The sequence below is a fragment of the Robbsia sp. KACC 23696 genome, from assembly GCF_039852015.1.
Lineage (GTDB): Bacteria > Pseudomonadota > Gammaproteobacteria > Burkholderiales > Burkholderiaceae > Robbsia.
This window is the reverse complement of sequence record NZ_CP156627.1, coordinates 1049700-1074777: the sequence shown is the minus strand read 5'-3', so window position 1 is coordinate 1074777 and position 25078 is coordinate 1049700. Positions and strand designations below refer to the sequence as shown.

Sequence of the window (25078 nt, the reverse complement as noted above, 5' to 3'; positions counted from 1 at the left end):
CCCCCCTCATACACGGCGGCCGTCACTGGCCGCGCTTCGCTTTATTTCCCCTGGCGCAGCCCCGCGCCGCGCCCGCCGCACCCCGTCATCTGAAGAATAAATTAACGTGGCAACAATTTTGTTGCAAATGGGAATTGTTCTTATTATTATTCCGCCTGAATGTAATGTTTCGCAATGTTTCGCAATGTGTCGTAAGCAAGTCGACATGCAATCGACCGTCAGAACCGCTCGCGCTGCCCGGCGACCGACAACTGCAGACGATCACGACGTGCGTGGACCTCTTTATTTCAAGCGCACTCCCCGGTAAGAGGGGAAGACCGCCTTTTTAATTGCCATGGCTTACATAAAACATAAAAAACACGCTTTACCGCCGTCGAACGGCTTCGAATCGTCGGCGTTTTACGGTACGGCTGCTGCCACGCTGGTCGCGGCAAGTATGACGATTTCCGCGCCGGCTCAGGCGCAAAGCGAAACAGTGACGCAGGCATCGTTGCCCGCGGTGGCGGTCCACGCCCAAGCACCGGACCTCTATAAGCCCACGCAGTCGGCATCCCCCAAGTTCACGCAGCCGTTGAAAGACACGACGCAAACGGTCACCGTCATCACCAAGGACGTGCTTCGCGACCAGCAAGCAACCACCTTGACCGATGCGTTGAAGAACGTGCCCGGCGCCGGTACCTTCTACGCCGGCGAGAACGGCAGCACCAGCATGGGTGACGCAATTTACATGCGCGGCATCGATACCTCGAACAGCATTTATGTCGATGGCATTCGCGATACGGCGACCGTGCACCGCGATATGTTCAACACGGAGCAAGTCGAAGTCATTCAGGGGCCGTCGGGTTCCGACTACGGCCGCGGTGCGCCCAGCGGCTCGATCAACTTGATCACCAAGCAGCCGACGACCGACAACACCTTCGACGCAAGTTTGAGCGGCGGTACGTCGAACTACGCGCGCTCCACGATCGACTGGAACCATGTACTGACCGATACGTCCGCTTTCCGCCTGAACATGGTCGGACACAAAGCCGATGTCGCTGGCCGCGACGAAGCGGACAATCAGCGATGGGGCGTGGCGCCGTCGCTGGCATTCGGCTTGCACTCACCGACGACGATCTATATCGATTACATGCACGTCCGCCAAAACAACACGCCGGACGGCGGTGTCTCCACCGTCGGTCTTCCCGGCTATGTTGGACCGAGCGCGGTCTTCAACAACGCCGCCAAAGTCGACAGCCATAACTTCTACGGCACCGCGTCCGATCACGACGATTCGACGCAAGACATGGCGACGGTGCGTATCGAGCACAAGTTCAACGATTCGACGACGCTTCGCAATACCACCCGCTGGGAGGAAACGCGACAAAGCTATTTGCTGACGTCGTTCATGGTCCCCACCGCGGTCAGCGCGCTGGATCCGTCGACGTGGACGTTGGCACGCAGCGCGAATCTCTACGATGCGAACAATCGCATCTTGACCAACCAGACCAATGTCACCACCAAAATCAATACCGGGCTGGTACATCATGACATCAGCGCGGGTTTCGAGCTGACGCGTGAGGAGCAGACGATCTACGGCCACAACGCACCGACACTGCCGGCTGTGAACCTGTACAACCCGAACAGCGACGTGTTTGCAAGCAACTACGGTCGCAATGGCGCCGACGCGAACGGCGTGACGAAAACCGTTGCCGCCTACCTGTTCGACACGATCGATTTCGGCAGCCGCTTCCAGATCAATGGCGGCGTGCGTTGGGATTATTACGATACGGACTACACCAGCTCGACCGCCTGCGGCGGCACGGGTAGAACGGTTGTCGCCTGCCCGACCGGCATCGCCACCAATACACCGGTGCAAACGGTCAACACCTCAACCTCGGGCAATCTGTTCAACTGGAAGGCGGGCGCGCTGTACCGCTTGACGCAGAATGGCAATATCTACGCGAACTACGCCATCTCACAACAGCCCCCGGGTGGCTCGAACTTCGCGCTGGCAGCCTCCGGCAGCGGCAATAGCACCGGGCGTATCGACTTTGCGCCGCAACGCGCCAAGACGATGGAAGTCGGCACGAAATGGGAGCTGTTCGACAAGCGACTGTTGACGAATGCCGCGCTGTTCCGCACCGACATCGAGAACGATGTCGAGGCGCAATCCGACGGCACGTATGCGCAATCCGGCAAGAAACGCGTACAAGGCGTGGAACTGAGCGCACAAGGGCAGATCACGCCGAACTGGAACGTGACGGCCGGTTACATATATCAAAATGCCAAGGTCGACAGTGCGGTCACCGTGACATCGGACGGATCGACGGCGCTTAACTACACGCCGCGCAATGCACTGTCGCTGTGGACGACGTACAAATTGCCGTACGGTTTCAGCATCGGCGGCGGTGCGCGCTATGTCGGCGGTTTGACCAAGGGCTCGGACAGTGCCGTCGGTACGCCACAACATACCGACGCCTATTGGGTCTTCGACGGTCTGGCGACGTATCGGGTCAATCGCCACTTGAGCTTGCAACTGAACGTATACAACGTGTTCAACCGCAGCTATGTGGCATCGATCAACAAGAGCGGCTATCGCTACTTCCCGGGCGCACCGCGTGCGGCGGTCGTGACGGCGAACATCGGCTTTTAAGTGATCGGCCGGGGCTGCTGACCTTCTCATCGTCACTGCCCCGGCGCGACGTCCTCTCTCTTTTTTAGCGGTTGAAAACCGTCATGATGCTGCATATTCCCGCGGTGCTGTCGCCTGACGAAGTGCTGCGGTTTCGCGAAAAACTGGCGGGTGCGGACTGGGTCGACGGCCGTCGCACGGTAGGGTATCAGGGTGCGCTGGTAAAACGAAACCGGCAATTGCCGGAAGATGCGCCAGTGTCGCTGGAATTGGGAACCCTCGTCGAGCATGCGCTTAAACGCAGCGGCCTCTACTTCTCGGCGGCGCTGCCACTGCGCACCTCGCCCATTCTGTTCAACCGCTACGACAGCGCGGCGCAGGACCATTACGGCTTTCATGTCGATGGCGCCATGCGCGGCATTGCGGCAGCGCCCGGATGGATGCGGACCGATCTCTCCGCCACCCTGTTCTTATCCGAACCGGAAAGCTATGAGGGCGGTGAATTGACCGTCAGCGACACCTACGGCCAGCATGAAGTGAAGTTGCCGGCCGGCGACATGATCCTGTATCCCTCGACCAGCCTGCATGGCGTGGCCGACGTCGTCAAAGGCGTTCGCATCGGCGCATTCTTCTGGATTCAAAGCATGATCCGCTACGATCATCAGCGCACCATGCTGTACGAACTCGACCAGGCCATCCAGGCATTGCGGGCCAAGCATGGCGAGAGCCCGCAAACGCTGACGCTATCGAATCATTACCACAACCTGCTGCGCGAATGGTCTCAGGTCTGAGCCCGCACATTCCGTTCCCTCGATAATAAAAAAGAGCATTCTTGACTATGTCAGCATCGACGCCAGCCCGGAGCGGCAAACGTAAAAAGTCGCTATGGTGGACCGCCCTGCACAGCCTCGGCACGCCACTCACGGCGGGTCTCTTTCTCGTCTCGACCGTGTCGGGCGTCGCCCTGTTTTTCCGGTGGGGCCCAGGCATGTTTCATAGCATGCACGAATGGCTCAGCATGGTGCTGCTTCTGCCTTTCGTCCTGCATTTGTGCAAAAACTGGCGGCCGGTGGTCGCGTACGCAAAAAGGAAGACCGGATTCTTCCTCTTCATTCTATGCGTGATCGCCGCCATTCCATTCGCCATCCCGAAACAAGGCGGAGGACGCAACGGCAACCCCGCTTTCCGGGCCCTCGCCATGATGCGGCAAGCGCCGATTGCCGATATCGCGCCGATTTTCAAGACATCACCGGAAAAGCTGCTGGCGCAGTTGCAGGGCGCGGGCTATCAAGCCTCGGACGTCAATCAATCGCTCGATGACATCGCCACCGCGTCCAATGCGCAGGCAAACGATGTGATTGCCGCCGCGATGCGCCCACCAGCACGACGCGGCGCCGGCGCCGGGGACAGCGACGAAAAGAACCAACCGACACAAGGCCATAGGGAACGCCAACGGGCCTCGTGATCGCGCGCCTATCGCTCGGTGGGCCATCGCCGAGCGGCGGCAGGCAGGCAGCAGCTTTTTTGGCGCGATCGGATTTGTCTCGATCGTCGCGAGCGTCTATTCTCGGGGCATGACTCGCCCCACGACATTCTCCATCCCTCCCCGCGCGCTCGCGTCCGTCGGCCTCTCTCTCGACGGCCTGTGTGAACGTGCGGGGATCGCGGTTTCCGATAGCTGGCAGACGGACGATTTTTTCCGTCTGTGGGCCGCGGCGGACGCGCTCCTCGACGACCGATCAGCCGGGCTTCGCTTCGGATCCGAGGGCGTCCGGCGCGGTCATGCCGTTGCCGCCATCGTCGCCCTTCACGCGCCGGATTTCCGGCACGCGCTTGCCGCACTCTCCCGATACAAACGTCTGACCTGCCCCGAGCTGGTCGAAATCGAGATAGCGGGCGACGAGGCCAGCGTGCGCTATCGCTGGCTCCAGGCAACAGGCAATGTGCCGCGCCTCCTGGTCGATACCACGATGGCATCCCTGAATGCGCTGGCACGGCGCGGAAGTGGCGGACGCATTACACCGATCCGGCTCGAATTGGCCCGCAAGCCCGCGGACCGAAGCCTGTTGAGCCAGCACTTCGATTGCCCGATCGTCTTTGGTACGAACGAGAACGCGATGGTATTCGAGCGGACCGCGCTCGACATCCCTTTCGTCACCGCCGACGGGGGCGCCTTCGCATTACTGCTGCACGATTTCGAGACGCGCATCGCCGAAGGGGAAGGATTCTCGAGCGTGGTCGGCGACTTGCGCGTAGCGATCGCGCGACAGCTGAGCGAGGGGCGTCGACCCGGCGTCGCCGAGATCGCGCGCCGCCTCAACGTCAGCAGCCGCACGCTGCAACGTCGCCTCGACGCGTCCGGAACGCGTTTTCAGGATCAGCTCGCATCGGTAAGACGCACGATGGCCGGCCGACTGCTCCTTAATACCGACTTCGATGCGGTCGCCATTTCCATGCTGCTCGGCTTCGAAGAACCCAATTCGTTCGCCAGAGCATTTCGTTCATGGGAGCAAACCACGCCGCAGCGCTGGCGTGCGCGCCATTCCCAGAACCCCCTCTTTGCAATGCAGGAAGTCCGTCCATGAGTCAGCAACGCGTTCTCGTTACCGGTGGTTCAGGGTTTATCGCCGGACATTGCATGCTCCAACTTCTCGAGCAGGGCTATCACGTTCGCAGCACGCTGCGCTCGCTGACGCAGGAAACGACCGTCCGAGCCGTCTTGCAAGAAGCAGGCATGACGAACGGCGATCGTCTGCAATTCGTTGCCGCCGATCTTCTGGACGACCAGGGCTGGGCTGCGGCTGTCGCCGATATCGATGTCGTGCTGCACGTCGCGTCGCCGGTACAGCCCGGACATGTCGAGCGGGAAGACGATGTGATTATCCCGGCGCGAGAAGGCACGCTGCGCGTGCTACGCGCCGCACGCGACGCCGGGGTGAAGCGCGTCGTCCTCACGTCGGCCTTCCATGCGGTCAGTTGGGGACACCCTCATGACGCGCACTGTTTCACGGAGCAAGACTGGACCGTGCTCGACGGTCCAGGCGTCGATGCGTATGGCAAAAGCAAGACGCTGGCCGAGCGTGCCGCATGGGATTTCATCGCCGCCGAGGGTGGCGCGATGACACTGACGACGATGCTTCCCGTCGCCGTGATGGGGCCGGTGATGGGCAAGCATATCTCGGGCGCCAATCACATCATTCAACGGCTGCTCAATGGAGAGATGCCCGCCCTGCCCAAGCTGTACATTCCGATGGTCGACGTGCGTGACGTGGCGCGTGCGCATATCCTGGCGATGACGCATGCGAACGCTGCCGGGGAGCGCTTTCTGCTATCGAACGGGCCGGCGCTTTCGTTAAGCGAGATCGGCACCCTCATCAAAACCAAGCTAGCTGACGACAGCCGGCGCGTTCCCACCCGCACGATCCCGAACGTGGTTCTGCGGGGCCTTGCCCTCTTCAATCCCCACCTGCGCGCCTTTGTTCCCGACCTTGGCTATGCGAAGCAAACCTCGAACGAGAAGGCGCGTCGGGTACTCGATTGGACGCCCCGGCCGCCCGTCGACGCGATCGTCGCCGCCGCGAAAAGCATGGTGGAGAAGCGTTTGCTCCGCGCCTGACGGCAGAGGGCAACGGGCAGCGATAAATCGCGCGCATCAGGCGGAAGGCGGCCCCGTTCGACTACAACGCCGCGCGCTCGCCGCCGCCCAGATAGGCATCGCGAATCCGCTGATCGTTCAGCAGATCCCGCGCCGGTCCTTCCAGCGCGACCTTGCCGGTTTGCAGCACATAACCATAGTGCGCGATCTCCAGCGCCAGGCTGGCATTCTGCTCGACCATCAAAAACGTCACGCCTTGCTGGTTGATCGTATGGATCATCTCCAGCACCTTGTCGACGAACAACGGGGATAAACCCATCGTCGGCTCGTCCATGCAAATCATCTTCGGCCGGCTCATCAGCGCCCGTGCCATGGCGAGCATTTGTTGCTCGCCACCGGACAGTGTCCCCGCCTTCTGCGTCAAGCGCTCCTTCACGCGCGGAAACAGGTCGAGCATTCGGGCATAGTCCGCCTCGATACCGGCACGGTCGCCACGCGTAAAGGCGCCCATCAGCAGATTCTCGCGGACCGTCATCTCGCCGAACAGGCGACGCGATTCCGGCACCGACCCCATGCCGCGACGAATGATCTGCGGCGTCGTCAAGCCGTTGATCGCTTCGCCATCGAAGGTGATCGTGCCCTTGCGCGGCTTGTGCAAACCGAGGGCGATCTTCATCGTCGTCGATTTGCCGCTGGCATTACCGCCCAGCAGACTGACGATCTGCCCTTTGCGCACCTGCATGTTCACATCGAAATGCACTTGCACCGGGCCGTAGAACGTATCAATATGGTCGAGCTGCAACATGACGTCGCTCATAGGGCCTCCTCGCCTGCACCCGCTGTTATGCCGTCTGCCGGCGCCGCCGATGTCGCACCGGCCGTGCCGTCCTCTCTCTGCCGCTCGGCAATGGCTTGTTGCGCTTGCGCGCCACCCACATGTCGATGACCGAGATAGGCCTCGATGACGCGCGGATCGTTGCGCACCGCGTTCGGCAAGCCCTCGGCGATCTTGCGGCCGTTGTCGAGAACGATGACCCGATCCGACAACTGCATTACCATATCGAGCTTGTGTTCGATCAGCAGGATCGTGATGCCGCGCTCGCGCAAGCGCTGGATCAATACCAGCACCTCCGCGGTTTCGCTTTCGTTCATCCCGGCGGTCGGCTCGTCAAGCAGCAGCACCTTCGGATGCGACGCCAGCGCGCGCGCAATCTCGACGCGTCGGCGATTCGCGTACGACAGGCTATGCGCGGCCTGCTCGATACGCGGGGTCAGGCGTTCGCCGAAGAAGGTCAAGATCTCTTTGACCTCTTCGCGCAAGGCCGCTTCCTCGCGCCGCTGCGCGGGCGACGCGATCAGCGCGCGGAACAACTCGGCGATCGGCCCGAGCAAGGGCCATCCCTTGCGCGCGACCTGCAAACGCGAATGCGCGCCGATCAACACATTGTCGAAGACCGTCAGATTGCCGAACACCCGACCATGCTGGAAGGTGCGCGCCAAGCCGAGCGAGACCAAGGCCTCCGGCTTCAGGCGGCTGATGTCCTTGCCGACGAAGTGCACACTGCCTTCGTCCAGTGCATCCAGATTCGTAATCAGATTGAACAGCGTCGACTTACCGGCGCCGTTCGGTCCGATCACGCTGACCAATTCCCCTTCGTGCAACGTCAGACTGACGCCGTCCACAGCCGTCACCCCGCCGAAGCGGCGGCGCACGTCTTTTACTTCAAGCATTACGTTTGGCATCGTGCCCATCCTTTCCGTCAGCGCGCCCCAAACAGGCCCTGCGGCCGAAAACGTACCAGCAACAGCAAGACCAGGCCGTAGATCAGCATCCGATAGTCCGCTGCCCATCGGAATGCCTCGGGCAAGGCCACCAGCGCAACGGCACCGACCACCGCACCGAAGACATTGCCGAGACCGCCGAGAATCACCATCGTCAATGCCAGGATAGACACCTGCGAGTCGAAGGTCTGGTAATTGATATAGCTATACAGATGCGCCGAGATGCCGCCGCTGATACCGGCCAGCACGCCACCGAATCCGAAAGCGATCGCCTTGTAGCGGTTCGGACTGATGCCGTACGAGCGTGCCGCCACTTCGTCTTCGCGCACCGCGCGCAAGGTGCGGCCGAGATGCGAGCGCAGCAGGTGAACCTGAATCAACGCCAGCACGACCAGCACGCCCAAGGTGAACCAATACGTCGCACGCGGGCTGTCGAGCGGGATACCGAAAACCGATAACGGCGCAATCCCCGTCACCCCCAGCGGACCGCGCGTCAGGCTATCCCAATTCAAGATGACCAGACCCACCACTTCGCCTACGCCCAAGGTCGCGATCGATACGTAATGACCGCGCAGTCGAAACGACGGATAGACGAGCAAGGTGCCCAGGCCCGCGGTGACCAAGCCTGCCAACGGAATCGTCAGACCCGGCGACCAATGCAGATTGCTCGACAATAATGCCGACGCATAGGCACCGATCAACAGCAAGGCCGCATGGCCCAGGGAAATCTGGCCGACGGTGCCGGCGATCAAGGTCAGGCTCAATGCCAAGACGGCATACAGCCAGGCATTGCTCAAGGTCTGCAAAACATAATCGATACTGCCGCCCACCGGGGCCCAGGGTACGCACGCCGCAACGACGATCAATACCAGCACGACCGGCCATTTCAGATTCACCGCTTTCCCGGCTGGGAAAAACGTCCCCGTCAGCGGTTCCGGCGGCAGGCTGCGCCCCTTGCTGAACAAGCCGTTCGGACGCCAGATCAGGAACACCAGCAACAAGGCGAACGCAAACAGATCGCGATAGCTGGTGCCGAACAAGGCGACGCCATAGCTTTCGACGAGGCCGAGAATCAGGCTGCCGACGATCGCACCCGGCACATTGCCGAGGCCACCGATCAGCAACGCGACCACGCCTTTCAGCGTGGCCTGGAATCCCATCGCCGGGTCGATGGTGTTGTAGTACATGCCCACCAGCAGACCGCTCACGCCACCCAGTGCGCAGGCAATCGCAAAGACGGCCTGATTGACCGCGTTGACGTTGACGCCCATCTGCTTTGCGGCATCGCGATCCTGCGCTGCCGCACGCACGGCCCAGCCGAGACGCGTGAAGCGCAGAAACCAGAAGAGAATGCCTGCCGTGATCAGGCCGATCGCCGCGATCAGGATGTCGAGCGACCCAACCGTCGCACCGGCAATCTCAAAATGCCAGTCCGGCAAGGCACTGGGCACCGGCTGCGGATCCGGTCCGAAAATCAATTGCGCGCATTGGTCCAACACGAAGCTGATGCCGATGGTCGCCAGTAGCGGCGCGATCCGCGCCGCACCTTGCAAGGGTCGCAAGCCGACGCGCTCGATCAGCATGCCGAGCAAGCCGCAGGCGATCACCGTTCCCAGCAGGGCCAGCGGCAAGGGCAGATGCAGCTTCGTCAGGCACAACCAGCCGACGAAGGCACCCACCATATATACCGAGCCATGCGCAAAGTTGATCAGGTGGGACACGCCGAAGATCAGCGCCAATCCCACCGCCAGCAGCGCGTAAATATTGCCCACGATCAAACCATTGATCGTGTAGTCGAGCCATGCAGTCATCGTTTCCGTGTTCCGTCAGCGTTCAAGTGACACCGCGTCCGCCCGTGCGGCCCTGTCCGGCAGGGCATCGACGCACGCGGACGCCGGCGAGGCTTACGGCAGCGGATGCGCGGGTTGCTTGTCCCACAGCGTGAACTTGCCGTCCTTTACCTGCAGCGCGATCGTGTTGGCGCCGGCAACGCGACGCGTCGCAGGATCGAACGCGATCTTTTCGTAGATGACGCTGGGGATGTCGCGAATCACCGCCAGCTCGTCATGCACACCTTGACGCGTCGGCGCCTTGGCTTCGCGCAAGGTATAGGCCGCGACCATCACCGCATCGTAAGCACGTGCCGAGAAGAAACCCGGCTCCGAGTGATACTTCGCCTCGAAGCGCTTGACGAAATCCTGCGCGCCCGGACGCGGTGCTTGCGGGAAAAAGTTCGACTGCGTGTAGACGCCGTTGGCCGCATCGCCGGCGAGTTCGAGGAACTTCGGCGAATAAATCGAGCCCACCGCGGCGATCGGCTGCTTCAAGCCGGCGCCCCGTGCCTGACGCACGATCTGCGCGCCATCGGCGTAGTAGGAGATCAGAACGATCGAGTCCGGGTGCGCCGCGTTGATACGCACCAGGGTCGAGCGGAAATCCTTGTCGCTGGGCTGATAGCCTTCGGCTGCCACGACCTGCGCGCCATCCGCTTCGATCGTCTTCGTCAGGATCGCCTTGCTCGTTTGCCCCCAATCGGTATTCAGGTACAGCACGGCAATGCGCTTGAAGCCCAGATCCTTGACCGCGTAATGCGCGAGCAGCGGTTGTTCTTCCGCCTGCGTCACCGCGGTACTCCACATATAGTCGCCGCCCTTCGTGAAGTCCGGATGCGAATTCGTGAAGCCGAACTGCACCAGCTTGCCGCGCTGATAAATCGGCGACGCGGCCATCGATGCGGCGCTGGAGAAGTCGCCCAGCTCCATCAGGATGTCCGGGTTGCCGACAAACTTCTGCGCGATGGCGATCGACTGGCGCGGGTCGCTGCGGCTGTCTTCGAAGTCATAGGCCAGCGGACGGCCCTTGACGCCGCCGGTGCTGTTGATGGTTTCCAGCGCCAGATCGAAGCCACGCTTCCACTGCTCGCCATATTGCGCGTCCTGCCCCGTCAACGGTCCGCTGACACCCAATAAATAGGGCGTACCGGTCGCCGCCGTCTGTGCAAAAGCCGCCGGTGCCGTCATCAGGCTCCCTGCCCCGACGACCACGGCGGCAGCCATCGCGCGCGCCAGCATGCGATGCACGCCAAGACGCGGCAGACGACCGTCGGCGGCAAGGCGCGACGGCATGCGGATGTTTTTCAGGATAGCCATGCTTGTCTGGTCCTCTATTTAGTCAGTGCGTGTCAGTGCGGGTGCGTCAGTCCGACCACGCGACCCGGTCGCTGCTCCCGGGCAATGCCGGGCGGACGAAACGCGTGGGGTGACATCTCACGGTGGCGATGAAATCACAAGCGCTTTCTCGGCAACAACGAAACAATCGGCATATGCATATGCATTTTTGAGATGTAGCAGAGGCGCGCATGTCGCGCTGCCTGCTGCGCCGGCACCGGTCGCTATCGGAATCGCCGGACATTTCGATAGCGGCCGCGCTGCCCGACAACTGCATTATTCTTGCAAAGCGTTGAATTAGCTAAATATTTCAAAAGCGGCGCGCAGCCTTCGTTCACCGCATCCGCGCGAGCGAGACTGCGTTTTCGGCCCGAACGGACCCCTCCATACAGCGCGGCTCCGCGCCGCCATCTATCGAAACTCGTCTAAGGATATCTCAAATAAATATATGTTTTTTGCATTCTTGCGGGGCTAGAATTCGGAAATCGCATCATAGGACGCGGACTGCTCCGTGCCGCACGTCGCGCCTCGAAGGCGTCGATTTCGAGGCTGGCGGCACGCAGGAAGTGCTTTTTTGGTCGATGCGCGTGCCCGCCGGGCGCGGTGCGTCGATATCGCTACGGTCTCTTCGATCATGGAACGCCATCAACTGGAAGCTTTCTCGGCCGTGATGTCAGTCGGCAGCATCACCGGTGCCGGGCGGTTGCTGGAACGCTCGCAGCCGGCGGTGACGCGACAGATCCAGGAACTGGAGGCCGATCTCGGCTATACGCTGTTCGCCCGTAACGGTCCGCGCGTCACACCGACGCACGAGGCCTATCTGCTATACGAAGAGGTGGAGCGATCGCTGGTCGGGATGGAAGCCATCGCGCAGCGGGCACGGGCGATCGGCAGCGGTGCGGCACGACCCATCGCGCTTGCCGCCACCGCGTCCCTTGCGACCTCGCTGCTTCCCGATGCGCTGCGTCGCGTCTTGCTCGCGGCGGGGGAAACAGCGCCCGCTGCCGCGGCCGGGTCGATGCCGCGTTGGCAGGTGCGCACGCAATCGGCGGAACACGTCGTGCATGCCGTGCTGACCGATCACGCGGACATCGGCTTGACGACGCTCCCCGCCGCACACGATGGACTGGCAGTGCACTGGATCGCCGAGGCGCCCTGCGTCTTGGCGCTGCCGCTCGATCATCGGCTTGCCCTGCCGGCGCGGTCGCGCGACGACGACGGACGGGCATACGTCGCTGACCAGCCGGGCACGGCGTCTGCGACCGCTTCGCGCGATCTGCCGGCGGTACCGCTGCGTGCGCTGGAAAACGTGGGCTTGGCCACCGTGGCGAACCGCCATCGTCTGCGCCATCGCATCGACATGGCTTTCGCACAGGCACGCGTGACGCCGTCGGTCTGGCTCGAAACGAACAACGGCGCCAATGCGCTGATGGCGGCGCGTACCGGTGCGATGGCGGCGATCGTCGATCCCGCGACGGCGGTCGGCCAGCATGGGCATGGCGTGCAAATTCGCGCGCTCGAAGAACGCATTCCCTTTCTCTTCGCCTTGATCACCCGTGCCGGACGGACGTCGTCGCCGTCGATGCAACGCCTGCTGCAAGCGCTATACGACAGCACACGCGCCTTGCTGCCGGAATTGACCTTTCACCCCGCCGATGCGCACGACGCTTTGTTGCAGCAAAGCCGATCGGGCTCCTCGCGCGCGGGGCGCACGACAAAAACGGCTGCGAAGCCATGACGGACCTCACAGCAGAACGCACGATGACATCACCCGCAAGCTCCAACACGACCGAGCCGACCCCGACGACGCGCGCCGCCCCGAACGCAGGCACGCAAAGCAACTCCGCGCGACAGTCCGGCGATACGCCACCGCCGGCGGGGCTCGACGCATTGGCGGCACGGCTGGCGCAAGATCTGCGCTGGCTAGCGCTCCCGGCTGCATCGTGGGTGCCACCGCGCTTTGTCGACGGTGAGCGAGTGCGCGATGTGGTGATCGTCGGCGGCGGTATGGCCGGGCTCACGCTGTCCGCGGAATTGCAATTTCTCGGTATCGATAACCGGCAGACCTACGATCGCGCGGCAAACGGTCATGAAGGGCCGTGGGTGGACTTCGCGCGCATGCGCACGCTGCGTTCGCCGAAAGTGCTGACCGGCCCCGCGCTGCGTTTGCCGGCGCTGACTTTCCGCGCCTGGTTCGAAGCGCAATTCGGGTTGCCAGCATGGGAAGCCTTGAACAAGATCCCGCGCGAGCAATGGATGGACTATCTGCGGTGGTATCGCGACGTCCTGCAGTTGCCCGTCGATAACGGCGTGGCACTGCGACGCATCCAACCGCGCGGCGACGGATTGGTCGCCTTGACGTTCGAACGTGTCCTGCCGACGGCGGCCTCCACCGAGACCGCCGTCTCGGAAAACGACGCCGTCACCGCAGCGCCATCGGTCGACACCACGCAGGTGGGACGCGTGTGGACGGTGCTGACGCGTCACGTCGTATTGGCGAGCGGACGGGACGGCCTCGGCGGCCCCTCGGTGCCGCCTATCGCCGATAGCTTGCCGCGCGCGCGATGGGCCCATTCGGCCGACGCGATCGATTTCAAGGCGTTGTCCGGCAAACGCGTGGCGGTCATCGGTGCGGGCGCGTCTGCCTTCGACAACGCGGCCACGGCGTTGGAAGCCGGCGCGGCCAGCGTCGACATGGTGATTCGACGCGCCGACATTCCGCGGGTCAATGCACTGACCGGTATCGGCAGCCCGGGCCTGGCCTATGGTTTCACCGCGCTGGAGTCCGAGTGGAAATGGCGCTTCCTTCATTACGCGGGCAAGGTGCAGACGCCTCCGCCGCGTGACAGCGTACTGCGCGTTTCGCGCTTTCCCAACGCGCGATTCCGCGTGGGCAGCGCCGTGCTGTCGATGCACGACACCGAAGACGGCGTGCGGATCGAGACCGCGCGCGGCGCGCTCGACGTCGATTTCGTGATTTTTGGGACGGGATTCCATTCGCGGATGTCGGCGCGCCCGGAATTGGCGGACATCGCACCGTATGTCCGCTTGTGGCAAGACCGTTTCACACCGGACGCCGGCGAGAAAGACAGCGAACTGGCCGAATCTCCAGACCTCGCCGACGATTTTTCCTTTCAGGAAAAAGTGCCCGGTAGTTGCCCCGGCCTGTCGCGCATCCATTGCTTCAACTTCGCCGCCAGCTTGAGCGCCGGCAAGGTTTCGGGCGATATCCCGGCGATCAGTATCGGCGCGCAAAGACTGGCGCAGCATCTGGTATCGCGACTTTTTCAGGACGACCAGGATACGCATTACGCGACGCTCCAGGCCTACGATGTCCCGGAACTGCAGGGCGATGAATGGCAGCCGTATCTCGCACCGACGTCGCCCGACGCGTTCGATCACGCGTCGTCGGGCGATCACGTGCACGCCGACGGCGGACAATAAACCCGTGCACAATGATTTCATCTACCGCGCCTTGAACGAGGCGCGATTTCTCAGCTATTGGAAACCGCGATGACGACCCCCAGCAATGCAGGCGCGACCTATGACCCGCAGCAGCCACTGCCTGCTTCGGACACGCTTTACGATCCGTCGCAGGACACGATCGACCTGGCGGCAACACTGCAGCCGGATGATGCGCGTTATCAGATGCGGCATGCCCGGGAAAAGATCGCCCGTCACACGCAGTTGAGCGAAACGGCGTTGTTCGATCCCGCCATCGACGATATTTCGATTGGGGAACGTCTGTTCGCCGCCTGGTACGCCGCGTCCTTGAGCGGCGTGCCGACCGTTGCCGGCCTGTATCGCCGCCGCATCGATGCGATGCCCGGCAGCGCGCCGGCGCAGGCGGCACTCGCGACGCTCGACGCGTTGGCACCAGAAGAATCGATGCCGTCGAGCGCCGCCGTGCGCGCCGATGCGGTCGCCGAGGTCGGGCGCGTGGCAGGCAAGCGCCTGGCGGCCATCGCCGCCCATACGATTCTGTTGGCCGATGCGCCGGTGCTGGCCGAGCCGCACCACGTGCAAGCGCTGCAGCAAGCCGGATTCACCACGCGCGCCATCGTCGTGCTGTCGCAATTGATTGCGTTCGTCTCGTATCAAACGCGTGTGGTCGCGATGATCAATGCGATGGGGGCGGCGGCGAATGGCAGCTATCGCCCGACGCCCGCCCCGCTGGCGCTGATCGAAAGCCGCACCTATACGTTCGACGTGCTGGGGTGGAAGGCGTGGGCCGACACGGTATCGTTGGAAGGCGCGAGCGCCAATCAGATCAAGGTACTCGAAGAAAGTCATCCGAAGGCGAAGACGTCGGACTATTACCTGCTGCTCGTGCACGCGCCGGAGATTCTGCGCCAGCGCTCGCTGGTATTCAACGCCATCATGTACGGCAACGGCGGCTTGTCGCGTGCCGAACGCGAGCTGGGCGCCACCGTCGTGTCGCGGATCAATGGCTGCGTGTATTGCGCGTCGGTGCATGCACAGCGCTTCGAGCAATTGGCGAAACGCCGCGACAGCATCGAGCAGGTGTATGCGGATGCGATCAGTGCCGGCACGACGCCTCGCGAGCAGGCGATCATTCAGTTCGCGATCGCGCTGACGCGTGCGCCGGCATCGCTCGACCGGGATGCGATCGCCGCATTGAACGAAGCGGGCTTGAACGCGGAAGAGATCCTCGACCTGACGCATTCGATCGCGATCTTCGCCTGGGCAAACCGTCTGATGCTGACCTTGGGCGAGCCCACGCATCCGAACGGCCCTGCCGTGATCTGAACGATCTCGCCGACGGTAGAAAGACAGGCGCGGCGGCATACCGCGCCCGCCTTACCGGGCGCTCAGCTACCGGTCCAGCCGCGCTGGAATCGCTCGACGTAGCGGAATCGATCGGCCGGATGAATGCTGATCGAGAGCTCGAGCACTTCCGCGCGGCTATTGAGATAACGCCGCTGAATCCAGAGCGCCGGATCGCGCGCCCGTGCATTGAGCTGGCGCGCGATCCCCGCCGTCAACGCGACGGCGCGAATCTCCTGCTCCACCTCGACGATCTGCTCGCCGAATTGACGCTCGATCAGCGAGAAAATCGGCGTGCGCAGTGCGCTATCCAAACCGGACAAGGTCCGAAACGCCGACTGGATATAGACTTCGGTATGACAGATCGGGTCCGGGTGCGCCGTCGATCGCCGTAGTGCATCGAGCCGCAGCCACATATCGCCCGGTTGCGCTTGCAGGCTTTCACACAGCGACGGATCGGTGATTTCGGCCATGCGCTTTGTTTTGAGATGCAGCACCGTATCGGCGCTGTAGCGCTGCAGATCGCTCAACTGCTGCATGACCTGCTTATAACTGCCCGCGGCGTCCACAGCCGTGACGGTCGTGCCGACGCCGGCCTGGCGCTTCACCATGCCCAATTGCACCAATTGCTTGACCGCCTCCCGCACAGTCGAACGGCTCGCGCCGAACCGATCGCATAAGGCAAACTCCGTCGGTATCGTCGTTCCCACCGGGAACAGGCCGCCCTGAATCTCGTCGATCAGCGTCTGCGCCAATTGCATATAACGCGGTTGCTGCGTTGCCACGATGCTTCTTTCTCCTGCGTGATAGGGAATCGTTCCGTCCTGACCGGCGGCCTCGCGTCATGCGGACACCGAAACGGCCTCTATCGTAACCGAGAACGCGTGCCACACTGCACACGCAGCGCGGGCTGTTTGCAGTATGATGATTCCTCCCCCGTGTCGTAATCCGGTGTAATTTTCTGCGGCGCCCCCCCCCGACGCTGCATTGCTCCTCCCATGCCGCTCGCCACGCTGACCGCGCATCTCTCCGCGCAAACCTATCTCGCTGCGATTTTTTTCAGCGTACTGGTCACACAGATCGGCTTTCCCGCGCCCGCCGCGCCCACCCTGATTCTCGCGGGGACGCTCTGCTCGATCGGCACATTGCGTTATGACCAGGCCTTGCTGGCGGCCATCATCCCGACACTGCTTGCCGACTGGCTCTGGTTCATGCTCGGCCGCTGGAAGGGACGCCTGTTGCTGAACCGGATCGTGCATCTGTCGCTATCGATCAGCTCGGCGATCCACCGCACGCGCCATCTGTTCGAAGGCCGCGGCATCGCCCTGCTCGCGATCTTCAAATTCCTGCCCGGCATCGGGCTGCTGGCCTCGCCTTTTCTCGGGTCCACCGGCACCACCCGGTTTCGCGTCTTTGCAGCCTGGGATGCCGTCGGCGTCACGCTGTGGGCCGCCTTCTGGGTGATCGGCGGCGCCGTCTTCGAGCAGTACATTCTGATCGCGTTGCGTTTCGCCAACGAGAACGGCTGGACCATCATCGATACGACCCTGATCATCGGTGCGATGTTTCTCGTCTATCGCGTGATCGCCGCGTGGCGATTTCGGCGCTATCTGGCACATCTCCGGATCACACCGGACGAACTGTCGCAAATGATGGCCGAGCCGCTGCCGCCGCTGATCTATGACGCGCGGCCCGCCAGCGTACGGCGCGCCGAGCCCTTCCGTATTCCCGGCGCGATTCCGCTGGACCTCGACGACGACTTCAACACGCCGATCGAATTGCCGGTGATGCCGGCAATGGCGATGGCCGGCGCCGGATTCGGTACGATCGATGCGGAGACGGCGACAGCGGTGACGATCGGACCGGACGGCGCGGCCGCGGTCATCGGTACGGCGCCGCGCGGAATCGCATTTGGCGCGGCCGCGGGTCTGGACGGCGGCAATCGCGCGAGCGGTGCGGCCAGCCGTGCGCATTCCGGAGGCGGCGCGGCGAACGACGCGGTGCAACGCACCGTCGTCATCTATTGCGTGTGCCCGAACGAAGTCACGGCAAGGCGGATCGCCGACCAATTGCGTCGACGCAATCTCGGCAATATCCGCGCCCTGAAAGGCGGTCTGGACGCGTGGACCGCCAGCGGGCGGCCGGTCGAACCGATCGAACGCAGCGCCTGAGCTAGCGGCTAGCCGCTAGCGCCAGCCTTCGAGCCGCAACGTGGCGCGTACGAGCCGCTGCTCCTCCTGCTCGATTTCTTTCAAACTCGCGCAGACGCTGGCGATATGATCGGCAGCCGCCTGCCGCGCCTCGTCCGGATCCTTCGCGATCACTGCCCGATACAAGCGCGTATGTTGTGCGTCGATCGCGCGCTTGTACGGATCGCGGTGATACAGATTATTGACACAGGCAAACACCGAGCACAGCATCAAGTCCGTCAAGGCACTGAGCGTATGCACCAGCACCGAATTATGAGATGCCTCGCAGATCGCGAGATGAAAGGCATGATCCCGCTGCGCGTGCTCCGACGGCGGTACGTTGCCCTCATGCGCCGCGAGCATCTCCTGATAGCGACGCGTGATCATGACATGGTCGGCCGGCGTGCCGCGTAGCGCCGCCAATCGGGCCGCCTCGGTTTCCAGCAGGCTGCGCACCTCGAACAGATCATAGAGCGTCCGTGGTTGCGCGCCGAGCAAATACATCAACGGCGAGGCTTCCGCGCGGCCGCTCAAATTCGCGACAAAGCTGCCCTTGCCGTGATCGGTTTGAATGATGCCCCGCGCCCGTAATACGCTGAGCCCTTCGCGCAACGCCGTGCGCGAGACACCGAGCTTCTCGACCAGCCGGCGCTCGGACGGCAGCGGCTGACCGGTCTTCAACACGCCGTCGACAATCAGTCGCTCGATGCGTTCGGCAACGGCGTCCGCGAGCTGTCCGCTGGCCCGCCCGGCCGTCCGCGTCGTCGCGGCCGTGGGCGCCACCGCTACTACCGAGGGGCGCTCGGGGGCGTTCGGCATCGGCGCGAGCGTCGATGCGGCCGATGCCTTCGTTGCCACGATTTCGGAACTGCCGTCCATCCGGATCTCCACGGGCGTCGCACGCTACATCGCACGACTGGTATGACCAGCTCGCCCATGATAGTGCCGGATGTGGGCGGCGATGGCAGAAAAACTGGTACGACCACTACCGCGTCCCATCGACATTCCGTCCGCGCCCCGCCAGAATCGTCGTCATCGCGATGCGTTCCTCATCGGACCGTGGCCCGCTTTGGTTCACTTCGGCCCACTTTCGGCCCGCTATCGACCGTATCGCCTGCGTTTCTCGATTTTTCCTTCCGTTTTCAAGACTTATCCATCTTCAGGGAGCCCGCCATGGCATCGCATTCCCCCCGTGACAGCCTGCACGTCGCCGACGTGCTCGCCCAATTCGTCGAGACCGAGGCACTGCCTGGAAGTGGCATCGAAGCGGAAGCGTTCTGGCGTGGCGTCAGCGCCATCGTTCACGATCTCGCACCGAAAAATCGCGCCCTGCTCGCGGAACGGGACCGCCTGCAGACTGCCATCGACGAATGGCATCGCGCCCATCCGGGGCCCATTGCCGCCGGTGCGCCGATGGCAGCGTATCGCGCCTTCCTGGAGCAGATCGGCTATATCGTGCCGCCGCCGGCGCAAGTCCAGGCACGCACCTCGGGTGTCGATACCGAGATCGCCGAACAGGCGGGGCCGCAGTTGGTCGTGCCGCTGTCCAATCCGCGTTACGCGCTGAATGCGGCGAACGCGCGTTGGGGCAGCCTCTACGACGCACTGTACGGCACCGACGCCTTGCCGGAGGATGACGGTGCGACGCGCGCAACGACGGCCCATCCCGCGTTCAATCCGATCCGCGGTGAGCGGGTCGTCGCCTACGGTCGACGTTTCCTCGACGAGATCGCACCGCTCGCGACAGGCTCGCATGCCGATGTCACCGCGTATCGCATCGCCGACGGTGCGCTGCTTGCAGAGCAGTCGTCAGGCTATCGCGCGCTCCGCGTTCCCGAGCAATTCGTCGGCTATCAAGGCGATGCCGCGTCGCCGTCGGCGATACTGCTGAAGCACCATGGCTTGCATGTGGAAATCCAGATCGATGCGGAAGACCGCATCGGACGCACCGACCGCGCGCACGTCAAGGACATCGTCGTGGAAGCGGCGTTGACGACGATCATCGATTGCGAAGACTCGGTCGCGGCTGTCGATGCCGCGGATAAAACGCAGCTCTACCGCAACTGGCTCGGTCTGATGCGCGGCACGCTGACGGAGCAGATGCAGAAAGGCGGCAAGACCTTCACGCGCGCATTGCATCCGGACCGCCACTACATCGGCGCCGATGGGCGCCCGCTGACGCTGCATGGCCGATCGCTGCTGTTCGTCCGGAATGTCGGGCACCTGATGACGAATCCGGCGATACGCGATGCGACCGGCAACGAGATCCCGGAAGGCGTGCTCGATGCGATCATGACGGTACTGTGCGCGCTGCCCGACCATCGACGCGGTCGTCATATCGCCTCCGGTGCGACGACGGCAGCCGATGCCACGCTCGGCAATTCGCGAACGGGCGCCATCTATATCGTCAAGCCGAAGATGCATGGCCCCGCCGAAGTGGCTTTCGCGCGCGAACTGTTCGAACGCGTGGAGGACCTGCTCGACCTGCCCCGCAACACGATCAAGATGGGCATCATGGACGAGGAACGCCGTACCAGCGTCAATCTGGCGGCCAGCATTGCGGAAGCGGCGGACCGCGTGGCCTTCATCAACACCGGCTTCCTCGATCGTACCGGCGACGAAATGCATACGGCCATGGAAGCGGGTCCGATGATGCGCAAGGGGGAGATCAAGTCCAGCAAATGGATTGCCGCTTACGAACGCAATAATGTGGCGGTGGGACTCGCCTGCGGGCTTCGCGGTCGCGCGCAGATCGGCAAAGGGATGTGGGCGATGCCCGATTTGATGCACGCGATGCTGGAGCAAAAGATCGCGCAGCCGAAGGCCGGGGCGAACACCGCGTGGGTGCCCTCACCCACGGCCGCGACGCTACACGCGCTGCACTATCACCAGGTGGACGTGCAAGCGGTACAGAGCGCGCTCGAAGGTCCGTCGCTAGCCGCGTCGCGCGAGGCGCTGCTGGACGATCTGCTGACGATCCCGGTCGTGCCTGCCGCGCAATGGCGCGACGACGAGATCGATAGCGAGCTGGAGAACAATGCGCAAGGTATTCTCGGCTATGTGGTGCGCTGGGTCGATCAGGGCGTGGGCTGTTCGAAAGTGCCGGACATTCATGACGTCGGCCTGATGGAAGACCGTGCGACCTTGCGCATTTCCAGCCAGCATATTGCGAACTGGCTGCGTCATGGCGTCGTCGATGCAGCGCGTGTCGATGCGGTGCTGGGACGGATGGCGGCGGTGGTCGACAAACAGAATGCGGGCGACCCGCTCTATCGGCCGATGGCACCGAACCTGGAGACATCGCTGGCCTTCCAAGCGGCGCATGCGCTGATTCACGAGGGACGCGCCCAACCGAGTGGCTATACCGAACCGCTATTGCATGCGGCGCGGTTGAAGGTCAAGGCGCATTGAATCGATCAGCTCAGCCACTCAGCGAACCCATATCCTGCGACGCCACCAACTTCGGCAGTGGTGTGCATTTGCACTGGCAGAGATCGTTTTCGAGCGCCACCTGCTTGCCCATCATCGTGACGGTGTGCTGGCCGCCGTCACTGATTATCACGCCTTGCGAATGACACGCCGGGCAGGATACCGGTGCGCCGATATAGGACAGCGGCTGCCCGGTGAAGGATGACTCGCCCACGCCGTCCAACACAATGCCATTGCAATCGGTCTTGTCGTTCTTCCGTATGAATTTGCGTCCCATCGATTCCTCCAAACACCCGCGACAACGGAGTGGTCGGGACCGCGACGTATCGCTGCGCGGGCCCCCCCGCGTAAAACGATCTCGATTCTAACATCGCGATACAGATCAGTCACGCAGCCGCGACGCTGGAACGGACGAGGCGCTTCCTTGCCTGCGCAACAACCGCCGTTATCAACCGTATCGATCGTCTTTGGGACAGGCCGGAGATTGAATGAAATCGACGAAGGCGCGAAGCGGCGCGGGCAAATGCCGGCGCCCCGGGTAGTACAGAGACGGTCCGGGAAACGTCAACCACCACTCTTCCAGGACCGGCACCAATGCGCCGGTGTCGAGATGCGGTAGCAGCCATTCCTCGAAAAGATAGATCAGCCCGAGGCCACGGACGGCGGCGCTGACCGCCATATCCGAGACGGTGGGCGTGACGATCAACGGCCCGCGGACATCGACGCTCAGCAACTGTCCGTCTTTCTCGAATTCCCACGGCGTCATCACACCGCTCTGAAATCGGCCGCGCATGCACGCATGTTCCAACAAGGACTTCGGATGTGCCGGCACGCCATGTTTTTCCAGATAAGCAGGCGCGGCCGCCAAGGCATACCGCTGGCGGCGCGGACCGATCGGCACGGCGATCATGTCCTGCTCCAGGCGCTCCTCATAGCGAATGCCGGCATCGCAGCCGCTCGCCACCAGATCGACGAAATTGTTGTCGATCACGATATCGACGACGATTTCGGGATAGGCGGCGATAAAGGCCTCGACGATCGGCGGCAAAAAAAGCCGGGCCGCCACCACCGGCACGTTCAGCTTCAAGGTGCCGCGCGGCTTATCCCGCAATTCGTTCAGGCTGTCGACGGCGGTACGCACATCGCGCAGCGCTGGCGCCAATTGCTGCAACAACACGGTGCCAGCCTCGGTTGGCGCCACGCTGCGCGTCGTGCGCAACAACAGCCGGATACCGAGTTGATTTTCGAGTCGCCGTACCGCCTCGCTCAACGCCGATGCCGATAGATTGCTGGCCCGACCCGCTTGTCGAAAGCCCTTATGCTGCGCCACCAAGGCGAAAATCGCCAAGTCGCCGATGGATTCTATGTCGCTGTTCGCCATGCCTTTCTTCGATTAAATCGGCTCGTCTTTCACGATGATCTTTCGATCCGCGTCCTCGCGGAGCAAGTCGGCAACGTGACCCTGCATCGTTTCGGGCTTTTTGGCTCCCTTCTCGGCCAGATCCGCCAGATCGGCATAATACGCGGCAAGCTTGCGCAGGCTTTGCTCGGGCGCGTCTTCGATGCCGATCAACTGATTGTCGGCCGCGCGATGCGAGGCGATCAACTCGTTCAGCTTCAAATGCACCGCAATGCTATCCTTGTTTTGGCTTTGCTGAATCAAAAACACCATCAAGAACGTCACGATGGTCGTGCCGGTGTTGATCACCAACTGCCATCCATTCGAATAATGGAAAACCGGCCCCGTTATTGCCCATACGATCACCAGGAGGATCGCCGAGCAGAAAACCACGGGCGACCCGGTCCAGCGCGTCACCGCGCTTGCAAACCGATCGAAGGCACGCACAACGGGGTGCGTGGCAGCAAAGGACGTATCCGCCGTGGTCGATACGGTTTCGAAACCGCGCTCTTTTGCCGTCTTTTCGTTTAATTTCAAGATGTAAGCTTCCTTTGGCCGAGCGATTGAAGACGCTCCATCATCATGCCATTTCAGCGGAAACTTCGGCGCGCACCGCATCGGCGGCAGGCCGGCCGCTTTTTTCCCGCATCGATGAAGGGCGATCCGAAAGGGGGATCGGCCAGGCCGAGTACAATCGCACAATGTGGTATGGTCAGTCTTCTTTCAAAAATAGCCGCGTCGTCTTTCCAGGGCGGGAAGGCGCATTTGCAATGTAGCGCGTCGCGATGACGCTCGATCATCTGCCGTATCGATGAGGCAAGCCCTGATTTTTAGAGATCGCCTGCATGCAGAACCCGTCCTTTCCCGATCCCGATTCGCCGGAAGCGATTGCCGCCGATGTGGCGGCAGTGGCACGCGTGAGCGCGGTGCCCGGTATCTTGCGTTTTATCTGCGACAAAACGCAGATGGGATTCGCGGCGGTGGCACGGGTGACCGACACGACCTGGACAGCCTGCGCGGTGCACGACCCGATCGACTTCGGCCTGAAAGCCGGCAGTCAACTGGAATTGAAGACGACACTTTGTTTCGAGTCTCGCGCGGCACGCGAGCCGATCGTCATCGACCACTTCGATGAGAGTCCGGTCTATTGCGGTCATCACACGGCGAGGATTTATAACCTTCAAAGTTATATCTCCGTCCCGATCATCTTTTCGGATGGCCGCTATTTCGGGAATCTATGTGCGATCGATCCGCACCCGCGCGATCTAGCCGACGACCGTACCGTCAATATGTTCCAAGCGTATGCGATGCTCATCGCCTCGCAGCTGGAGAACGAGGAAACACAAGATGAAAACGACCTCGCGCTGTCAAATGAACGGCGAACGGCCGAGCTGCGCGAACAGTTCATCGCCGTTTTAGGCCACGATCTGCGCAATCCGCTGAATGCCGTGAATGCCACCGCGGCGCTTTTGATCAAGCAATCCAAAGAACCCGATACGGTGAAGCTGGGGCTTCGGCTCAAGACCGTGGTCCGTCGCATGGCCGGCTTGATCGACGATGTGATGGACTTCGCACGGGGGCGAATGGGCTCGGGCATCGGCGTCGATATCCGCCCCAGCGACGATCTGCAAGATGCGCTGCACAATGTCGTCGCCGAGCTGCGCGATACTTATCCCGAAATTACGATACGGGATCGTATTCAATTGGACAGCGTGGTCCATTGCGACGGCGTGCGCGTGCAGCAGCTGCTCTCGAATCTGCTCGGCAACGCGATCAAGCATGGCGCGCACGATATCCCGATCGTCGTCACCGGTGGCATCGAAGACGACTATCTCGTTTTGTCCGTCAGCAATGGCGGGAAGTCGATCGCGCCGGATAGTCTGGAAAAGGTGTTCGAACCCTATTGGCGGCCGCCGGAAAGCGTATCCGGTGGTGGCCTCGGGCTCGGCTTGTTTATCTGCAAGCAAATCGCGGATGCGCATGGCGGCGAAATCCGCGTGACGTCGTCATCGATCGACGGCACCTGCTTCATGGCGCGCCTGCCCGTTCACGGCGTAAAGCGTTAACGCGACGTCCCATCGCACGGCGCACACCCGCACGACGTCCCGTCAAGCC

20 protein-coding genes are annotated in these 25078 nt (G+C 62.4%); 11 read left to right on the top strand and 9 right to left on the bottom strand.

Translation table 11 applies throughout. The features are described from left to right. Positions 1-334 precede the first annotated feature (334 nt). The 5 genes from ABEG21_RS19305 to ABEG21_RS19285 all read left to right on the top strand — a co-directional run bounded on the left by ABEG21_RS19305 (position 335) and on the right by ABEG21_RS19285 (position 6230). On the top strand, positions 335-2635 hold the full coding sequence (locus ABEG21_RS19305; RefSeq protein ID WP_347557039.1) for a catecholate siderophore receptor Fiu: 2301 nt from the start codon (positions 335-337) through the stop codon (positions 2633-2635). 83 nt (positions 2636-2718) lie between these two features. Then, positions 2719-3405, top strand: coding sequence for a Fe2+-dependent dioxygenase (locus tag ABEG21_RS19300; RefSeq protein ID WP_347557038.1), 687 nt, complete (start codon positions 2719-2721; stop codon positions 3403-3405). A 47-nt stretch (positions 3406-3452) separates the two neighbouring features. Next, entirely contained in the window at positions 3453-4079 is a 627-nt protein-coding gene (locus ABEG21_RS19295) for a DUF4405 domain-containing protein (RefSeq protein ID WP_347557037.1), read from the top strand. Between the two features lie 109 nt (positions 4080-4188). Continuing rightward, on the top strand, positions 4189-5199 hold the full coding sequence (locus ABEG21_RS19290) for an AraC family transcriptional regulator ligand-binding domain-containing protein (protein ID WP_347557036.1): 1011 nt from the start codon (positions 4189-4191) through the stop codon (positions 5197-5199). Then, positions 5196-6230, top strand: coding sequence for an aldehyde reductase (locus ABEG21_RS19285; protein ID WP_347557035.1), 1035 nt, complete (start codon positions 5196-5198; stop codon positions 6228-6230). Before ABEG21_RS19290 ends, ABEG21_RS19285 begins: the two co-directional genes overlap by 4 nt. A gap of 61 nt (positions 6231-6291) precedes the next feature. Here ABEG21_RS19285 and ABEG21_RS19280 read toward each other — a convergent pair whose 3' ends face one another. The 4 genes from ABEG21_RS19280 to ABEG21_RS19265 all read right to left on the bottom strand — a co-directional run bounded on the left by ABEG21_RS19280 (position 6292) and on the right by ABEG21_RS19265 (position 11011). Further along, the gene (locus ABEG21_RS19280) at positions 6292-7026 is read right to left on the bottom strand and encodes an ABC transporter ATP-binding protein (protein WP_347557034.1); all 735 of its coding nucleotides are present in this window, start codon (positions 7024-7026) and stop codon (positions 6292-6294) included. Then, the gene (locus tag ABEG21_RS19275) at positions 7023-7952 is read right to left on the bottom strand and encodes an ABC transporter ATP-binding protein (protein WP_347557033.1); all 930 of its coding nucleotides are present in this window, start codon (positions 7950-7952) and stop codon (positions 7023-7025) included. The genes ABEG21_RS19280 and ABEG21_RS19275 overlap by 4 nt, the downstream gene beginning before the upstream one ends. Before the next feature lie 17 nt (positions 7953-7969). Beyond that, positions 7970-9802: an ABC transporter permease gene (locus ABEG21_RS19270; protein WP_347557032.1), complete on the bottom strand. Its 1833-nt coding sequence runs from the start codon at positions 9800-9802 to the stop codon at positions 7970-7972. 93 nt (positions 9803-9895) lie between these two features. Beyond that, on the bottom strand, positions 9896-11011 hold the full coding sequence (locus ABEG21_RS19265) for an ABC transporter substrate-binding protein (RefSeq protein WP_347558089.1): 1116 nt from the start codon (positions 11009-11011) through the stop codon (positions 9896-9898). Positions 11012-11792: 781 nt separating this feature from the next. Here ABEG21_RS19265 and ABEG21_RS19260 point away from each other — a divergent pair. From ABEG21_RS19260 to ABEG21_RS19250, 3 genes are all read left to right on the top strand, one after another. Further along, a complete protein-coding gene (locus ABEG21_RS19260; protein ID WP_347557031.1) occupies positions 11793-12896 on the top strand; it encodes a LysR family transcriptional regulator in 1104 nt (367 codons plus the stop codon). A gap of 23 nt (positions 12897-12919) precedes the next feature. Next, entirely contained in the window at positions 12920-14602 is a 1683-nt protein-coding gene (locus tag ABEG21_RS19255) for an NAD(P)/FAD-dependent oxidoreductase (protein WP_347557029.1), read from the top strand. A 69-nt stretch (positions 14603-14671) separates the two neighbouring features. Next, positions 14672-15928, top strand: a complete 1257-nt coding sequence (locus tag ABEG21_RS19250) for a peroxidase-related enzyme (protein ID WP_347557028.1) — start codon at positions 14672-14674, stop codon at positions 15926-15928. A gap of 62 nt (positions 15929-15990) precedes the next feature. Here ABEG21_RS19250 and ABEG21_RS19245 read toward each other — a convergent pair whose 3' ends face one another. Next, a complete protein-coding gene (locus tag ABEG21_RS19245; RefSeq protein WP_347557027.1) occupies positions 15991-16731 on the bottom strand; it encodes a GntR family transcriptional regulator in 741 nt (246 codons plus the stop codon). A gap of 213 nt (positions 16732-16944) precedes the next feature. Here ABEG21_RS19245 and ABEG21_RS19240 point away from each other — a divergent pair, with 213 nt between their 5' ends. Continuing rightward, positions 16945-18117 carry a VTT domain-containing protein gene (locus tag ABEG21_RS19240; protein WP_347557026.1) on the top strand — a complete coding sequence of 391 codons (1173 nt, stop codon included), beginning with the start codon at positions 16945-16947 and terminating at the stop codon, positions 18115-18117. 15 nt (positions 18118-18132) lie between these two features. Here ABEG21_RS19240 and glcC read toward each other — a convergent pair whose 3' ends face one another. Beyond that, positions 18133-19014: a transcriptional regulator GlcC gene (gene glcC, locus ABEG21_RS19235; protein ID WP_347557025.1), complete on the bottom strand. Its 882-nt coding sequence runs from the start codon at positions 19012-19014 to the stop codon at positions 18133-18135. Between the two features lie 294 nt (positions 19015-19308). Here glcC and ABEG21_RS19230 point away from each other — a divergent pair, with 294 nt between their 5' ends. After that, on the top strand, positions 19309-21546 hold the full coding sequence (locus ABEG21_RS19230; protein ID WP_347557024.1) for a malate synthase G: 2238 nt from the start codon (positions 19309-19311) through the stop codon (positions 21544-21546). 10 nt (positions 21547-21556) lie between these two features. On the opposite strand, the gene ABEG21_RS19225 is transcribed toward ABEG21_RS19230, so the two are convergent. The 3 genes from ABEG21_RS19225 to ABEG21_RS19215 form a co-directional block, all read right to left on the bottom strand. Further along, complete coding sequence (locus tag ABEG21_RS19225) at positions 21557-21841, bottom strand: PAAR domain-containing protein (protein WP_347557023.1); 285 nt, start codon at positions 21839-21841, stop codon at positions 21557-21559. A gap of 171 nt (positions 21842-22012) precedes the next feature. Continuing rightward, positions 22013-22945 carry a LysR substrate-binding domain-containing protein gene (locus ABEG21_RS19220; protein ID WP_347557022.1) on the bottom strand — a complete coding sequence of 311 codons (933 nt, stop codon included), beginning with the start codon at positions 22943-22945 and terminating at the stop codon, positions 22013-22015. 12 nt (positions 22946-22957) lie between these two features. Then, a complete protein-coding gene (locus tag ABEG21_RS19215) occupies positions 22958-23500 on the bottom strand; it encodes a low affinity iron permease family protein (protein ID WP_347557021.1) in 543 nt (180 codons plus the stop codon). Between the two features lie 308 nt (positions 23501-23808). On the opposite strand from ABEG21_RS19215, the gene ABEG21_RS19210 reads away from it, so the two are divergent. Further along, positions 23809-25029, top strand: a complete 1221-nt coding sequence (locus ABEG21_RS19210) for a GAF domain-containing sensor histidine kinase (protein WP_347557020.1) — start codon at positions 23809-23811, stop codon at positions 25027-25029. Positions 25030-25078: the final 49 nt, after the last annotated feature.

Coding starts and splice junctions, on each gene's coding strand:
- ABEG21_RS19305 (WP_347557039.1), top strand. CDS start 335: ATGGCTTACATAAAACATAAAAAACACGCTTTACCGCCGTCGAACGGC.
- ABEG21_RS19210 (WP_347557020.1), top strand. CDS start 23,809: ATGCAGAACCCGTCCTTTCCCGATCCCGATTCGCCGGAAGCGATTGCC.
- ABEG21_RS19225 (WP_347557023.1), bottom strand. CDS start 21,841: ATGGGACGCAAATTCATACGGAAGAACGACAAGACCGATTGCAATGGC.
- ABEG21_RS19220 (WP_347557022.1), bottom strand. CDS start 22,945: ATGGCGAACAGCGACATAGAATCCATCGGCGACTTGGCGATTTTCGCC.
- ABEG21_RS19270 (WP_347557032.1), bottom strand. CDS start 9,802: ATGACTGCATGGCTCGACTACACGATCAATGGTTTGATCGTGGGCAAT.
- glcC (WP_347557025.1), bottom strand. CDS start 19,014: ATGGACGGCAGTTCCGAAATCGTGGCAACGAAGGCATCGGCCGCATCG.
- ABEG21_RS19295 (WP_347557037.1), top strand. CDS start 3,453: ATGTCAGCATCGACGCCAGCCCGGAGCGGCAAACGTAAAAAGTCGCTA.
- ABEG21_RS19275 (WP_347557033.1), bottom strand. CDS start 7,952: ATGCCAAACGTAATGCTTGAAGTAAAAGACGTGCGCCGCCGCTTCGGC.
- ABEG21_RS19255 (WP_347557029.1), top strand. CDS start 12,920: ATGACATCACCCGCAAGCTCCAACACGACCGAGCCGACCCCGACGACG.
- ABEG21_RS19290 (WP_347557036.1), top strand. CDS start 4,189: ATGACTCGCCCCACGACATTCTCCATCCCTCCCCGCGCGCTCGCGTCC.
- ABEG21_RS19230 (WP_347557024.1), top strand. CDS start 19,309: ATGGCATCGCATTCCCCCCGTGACAGCCTGCACGTCGCCGACGTGCTC.
- ABEG21_RS19260 (WP_347557031.1), top strand. CDS start 11,793: ATGGAACGCCATCAACTGGAAGCTTTCTCGGCCGTGATGTCAGTCGGC.
- ABEG21_RS19240 (WP_347557026.1), top strand. CDS start 16,945: ATGCCGCTCGCCACGCTGACCGCGCATCTCTCCGCGCAAACCTATCTC.
- ABEG21_RS19265 (WP_347558089.1), bottom strand. CDS start 11,011: ATGACGGCACCGGCGGCTTTTGCACAGACGGCGGCGACCGGTACGCCC.
- ABEG21_RS19280 (WP_347557034.1), bottom strand. CDS start 7,026: ATGAGCGACGTCATGTTGCAGCTCGACCATATTGATACGTTCTACGGC.
- ABEG21_RS19250 (WP_347557028.1), top strand. CDS start 14,672: ATGACGACCCCCAGCAATGCAGGCGCGACCTATGACCCGCAGCAGCCA.
- ABEG21_RS19300 (WP_347557038.1), top strand. CDS start 2,719: ATGATGCTGCATATTCCCGCGGTGCTGTCGCCTGACGAAGTGCTGCGG.
- ABEG21_RS19285 (WP_347557035.1), top strand. CDS start 5,196: ATGAGTCAGCAACGCGTTCTCGTTACCGGTGGTTCAGGGTTTATCGCC.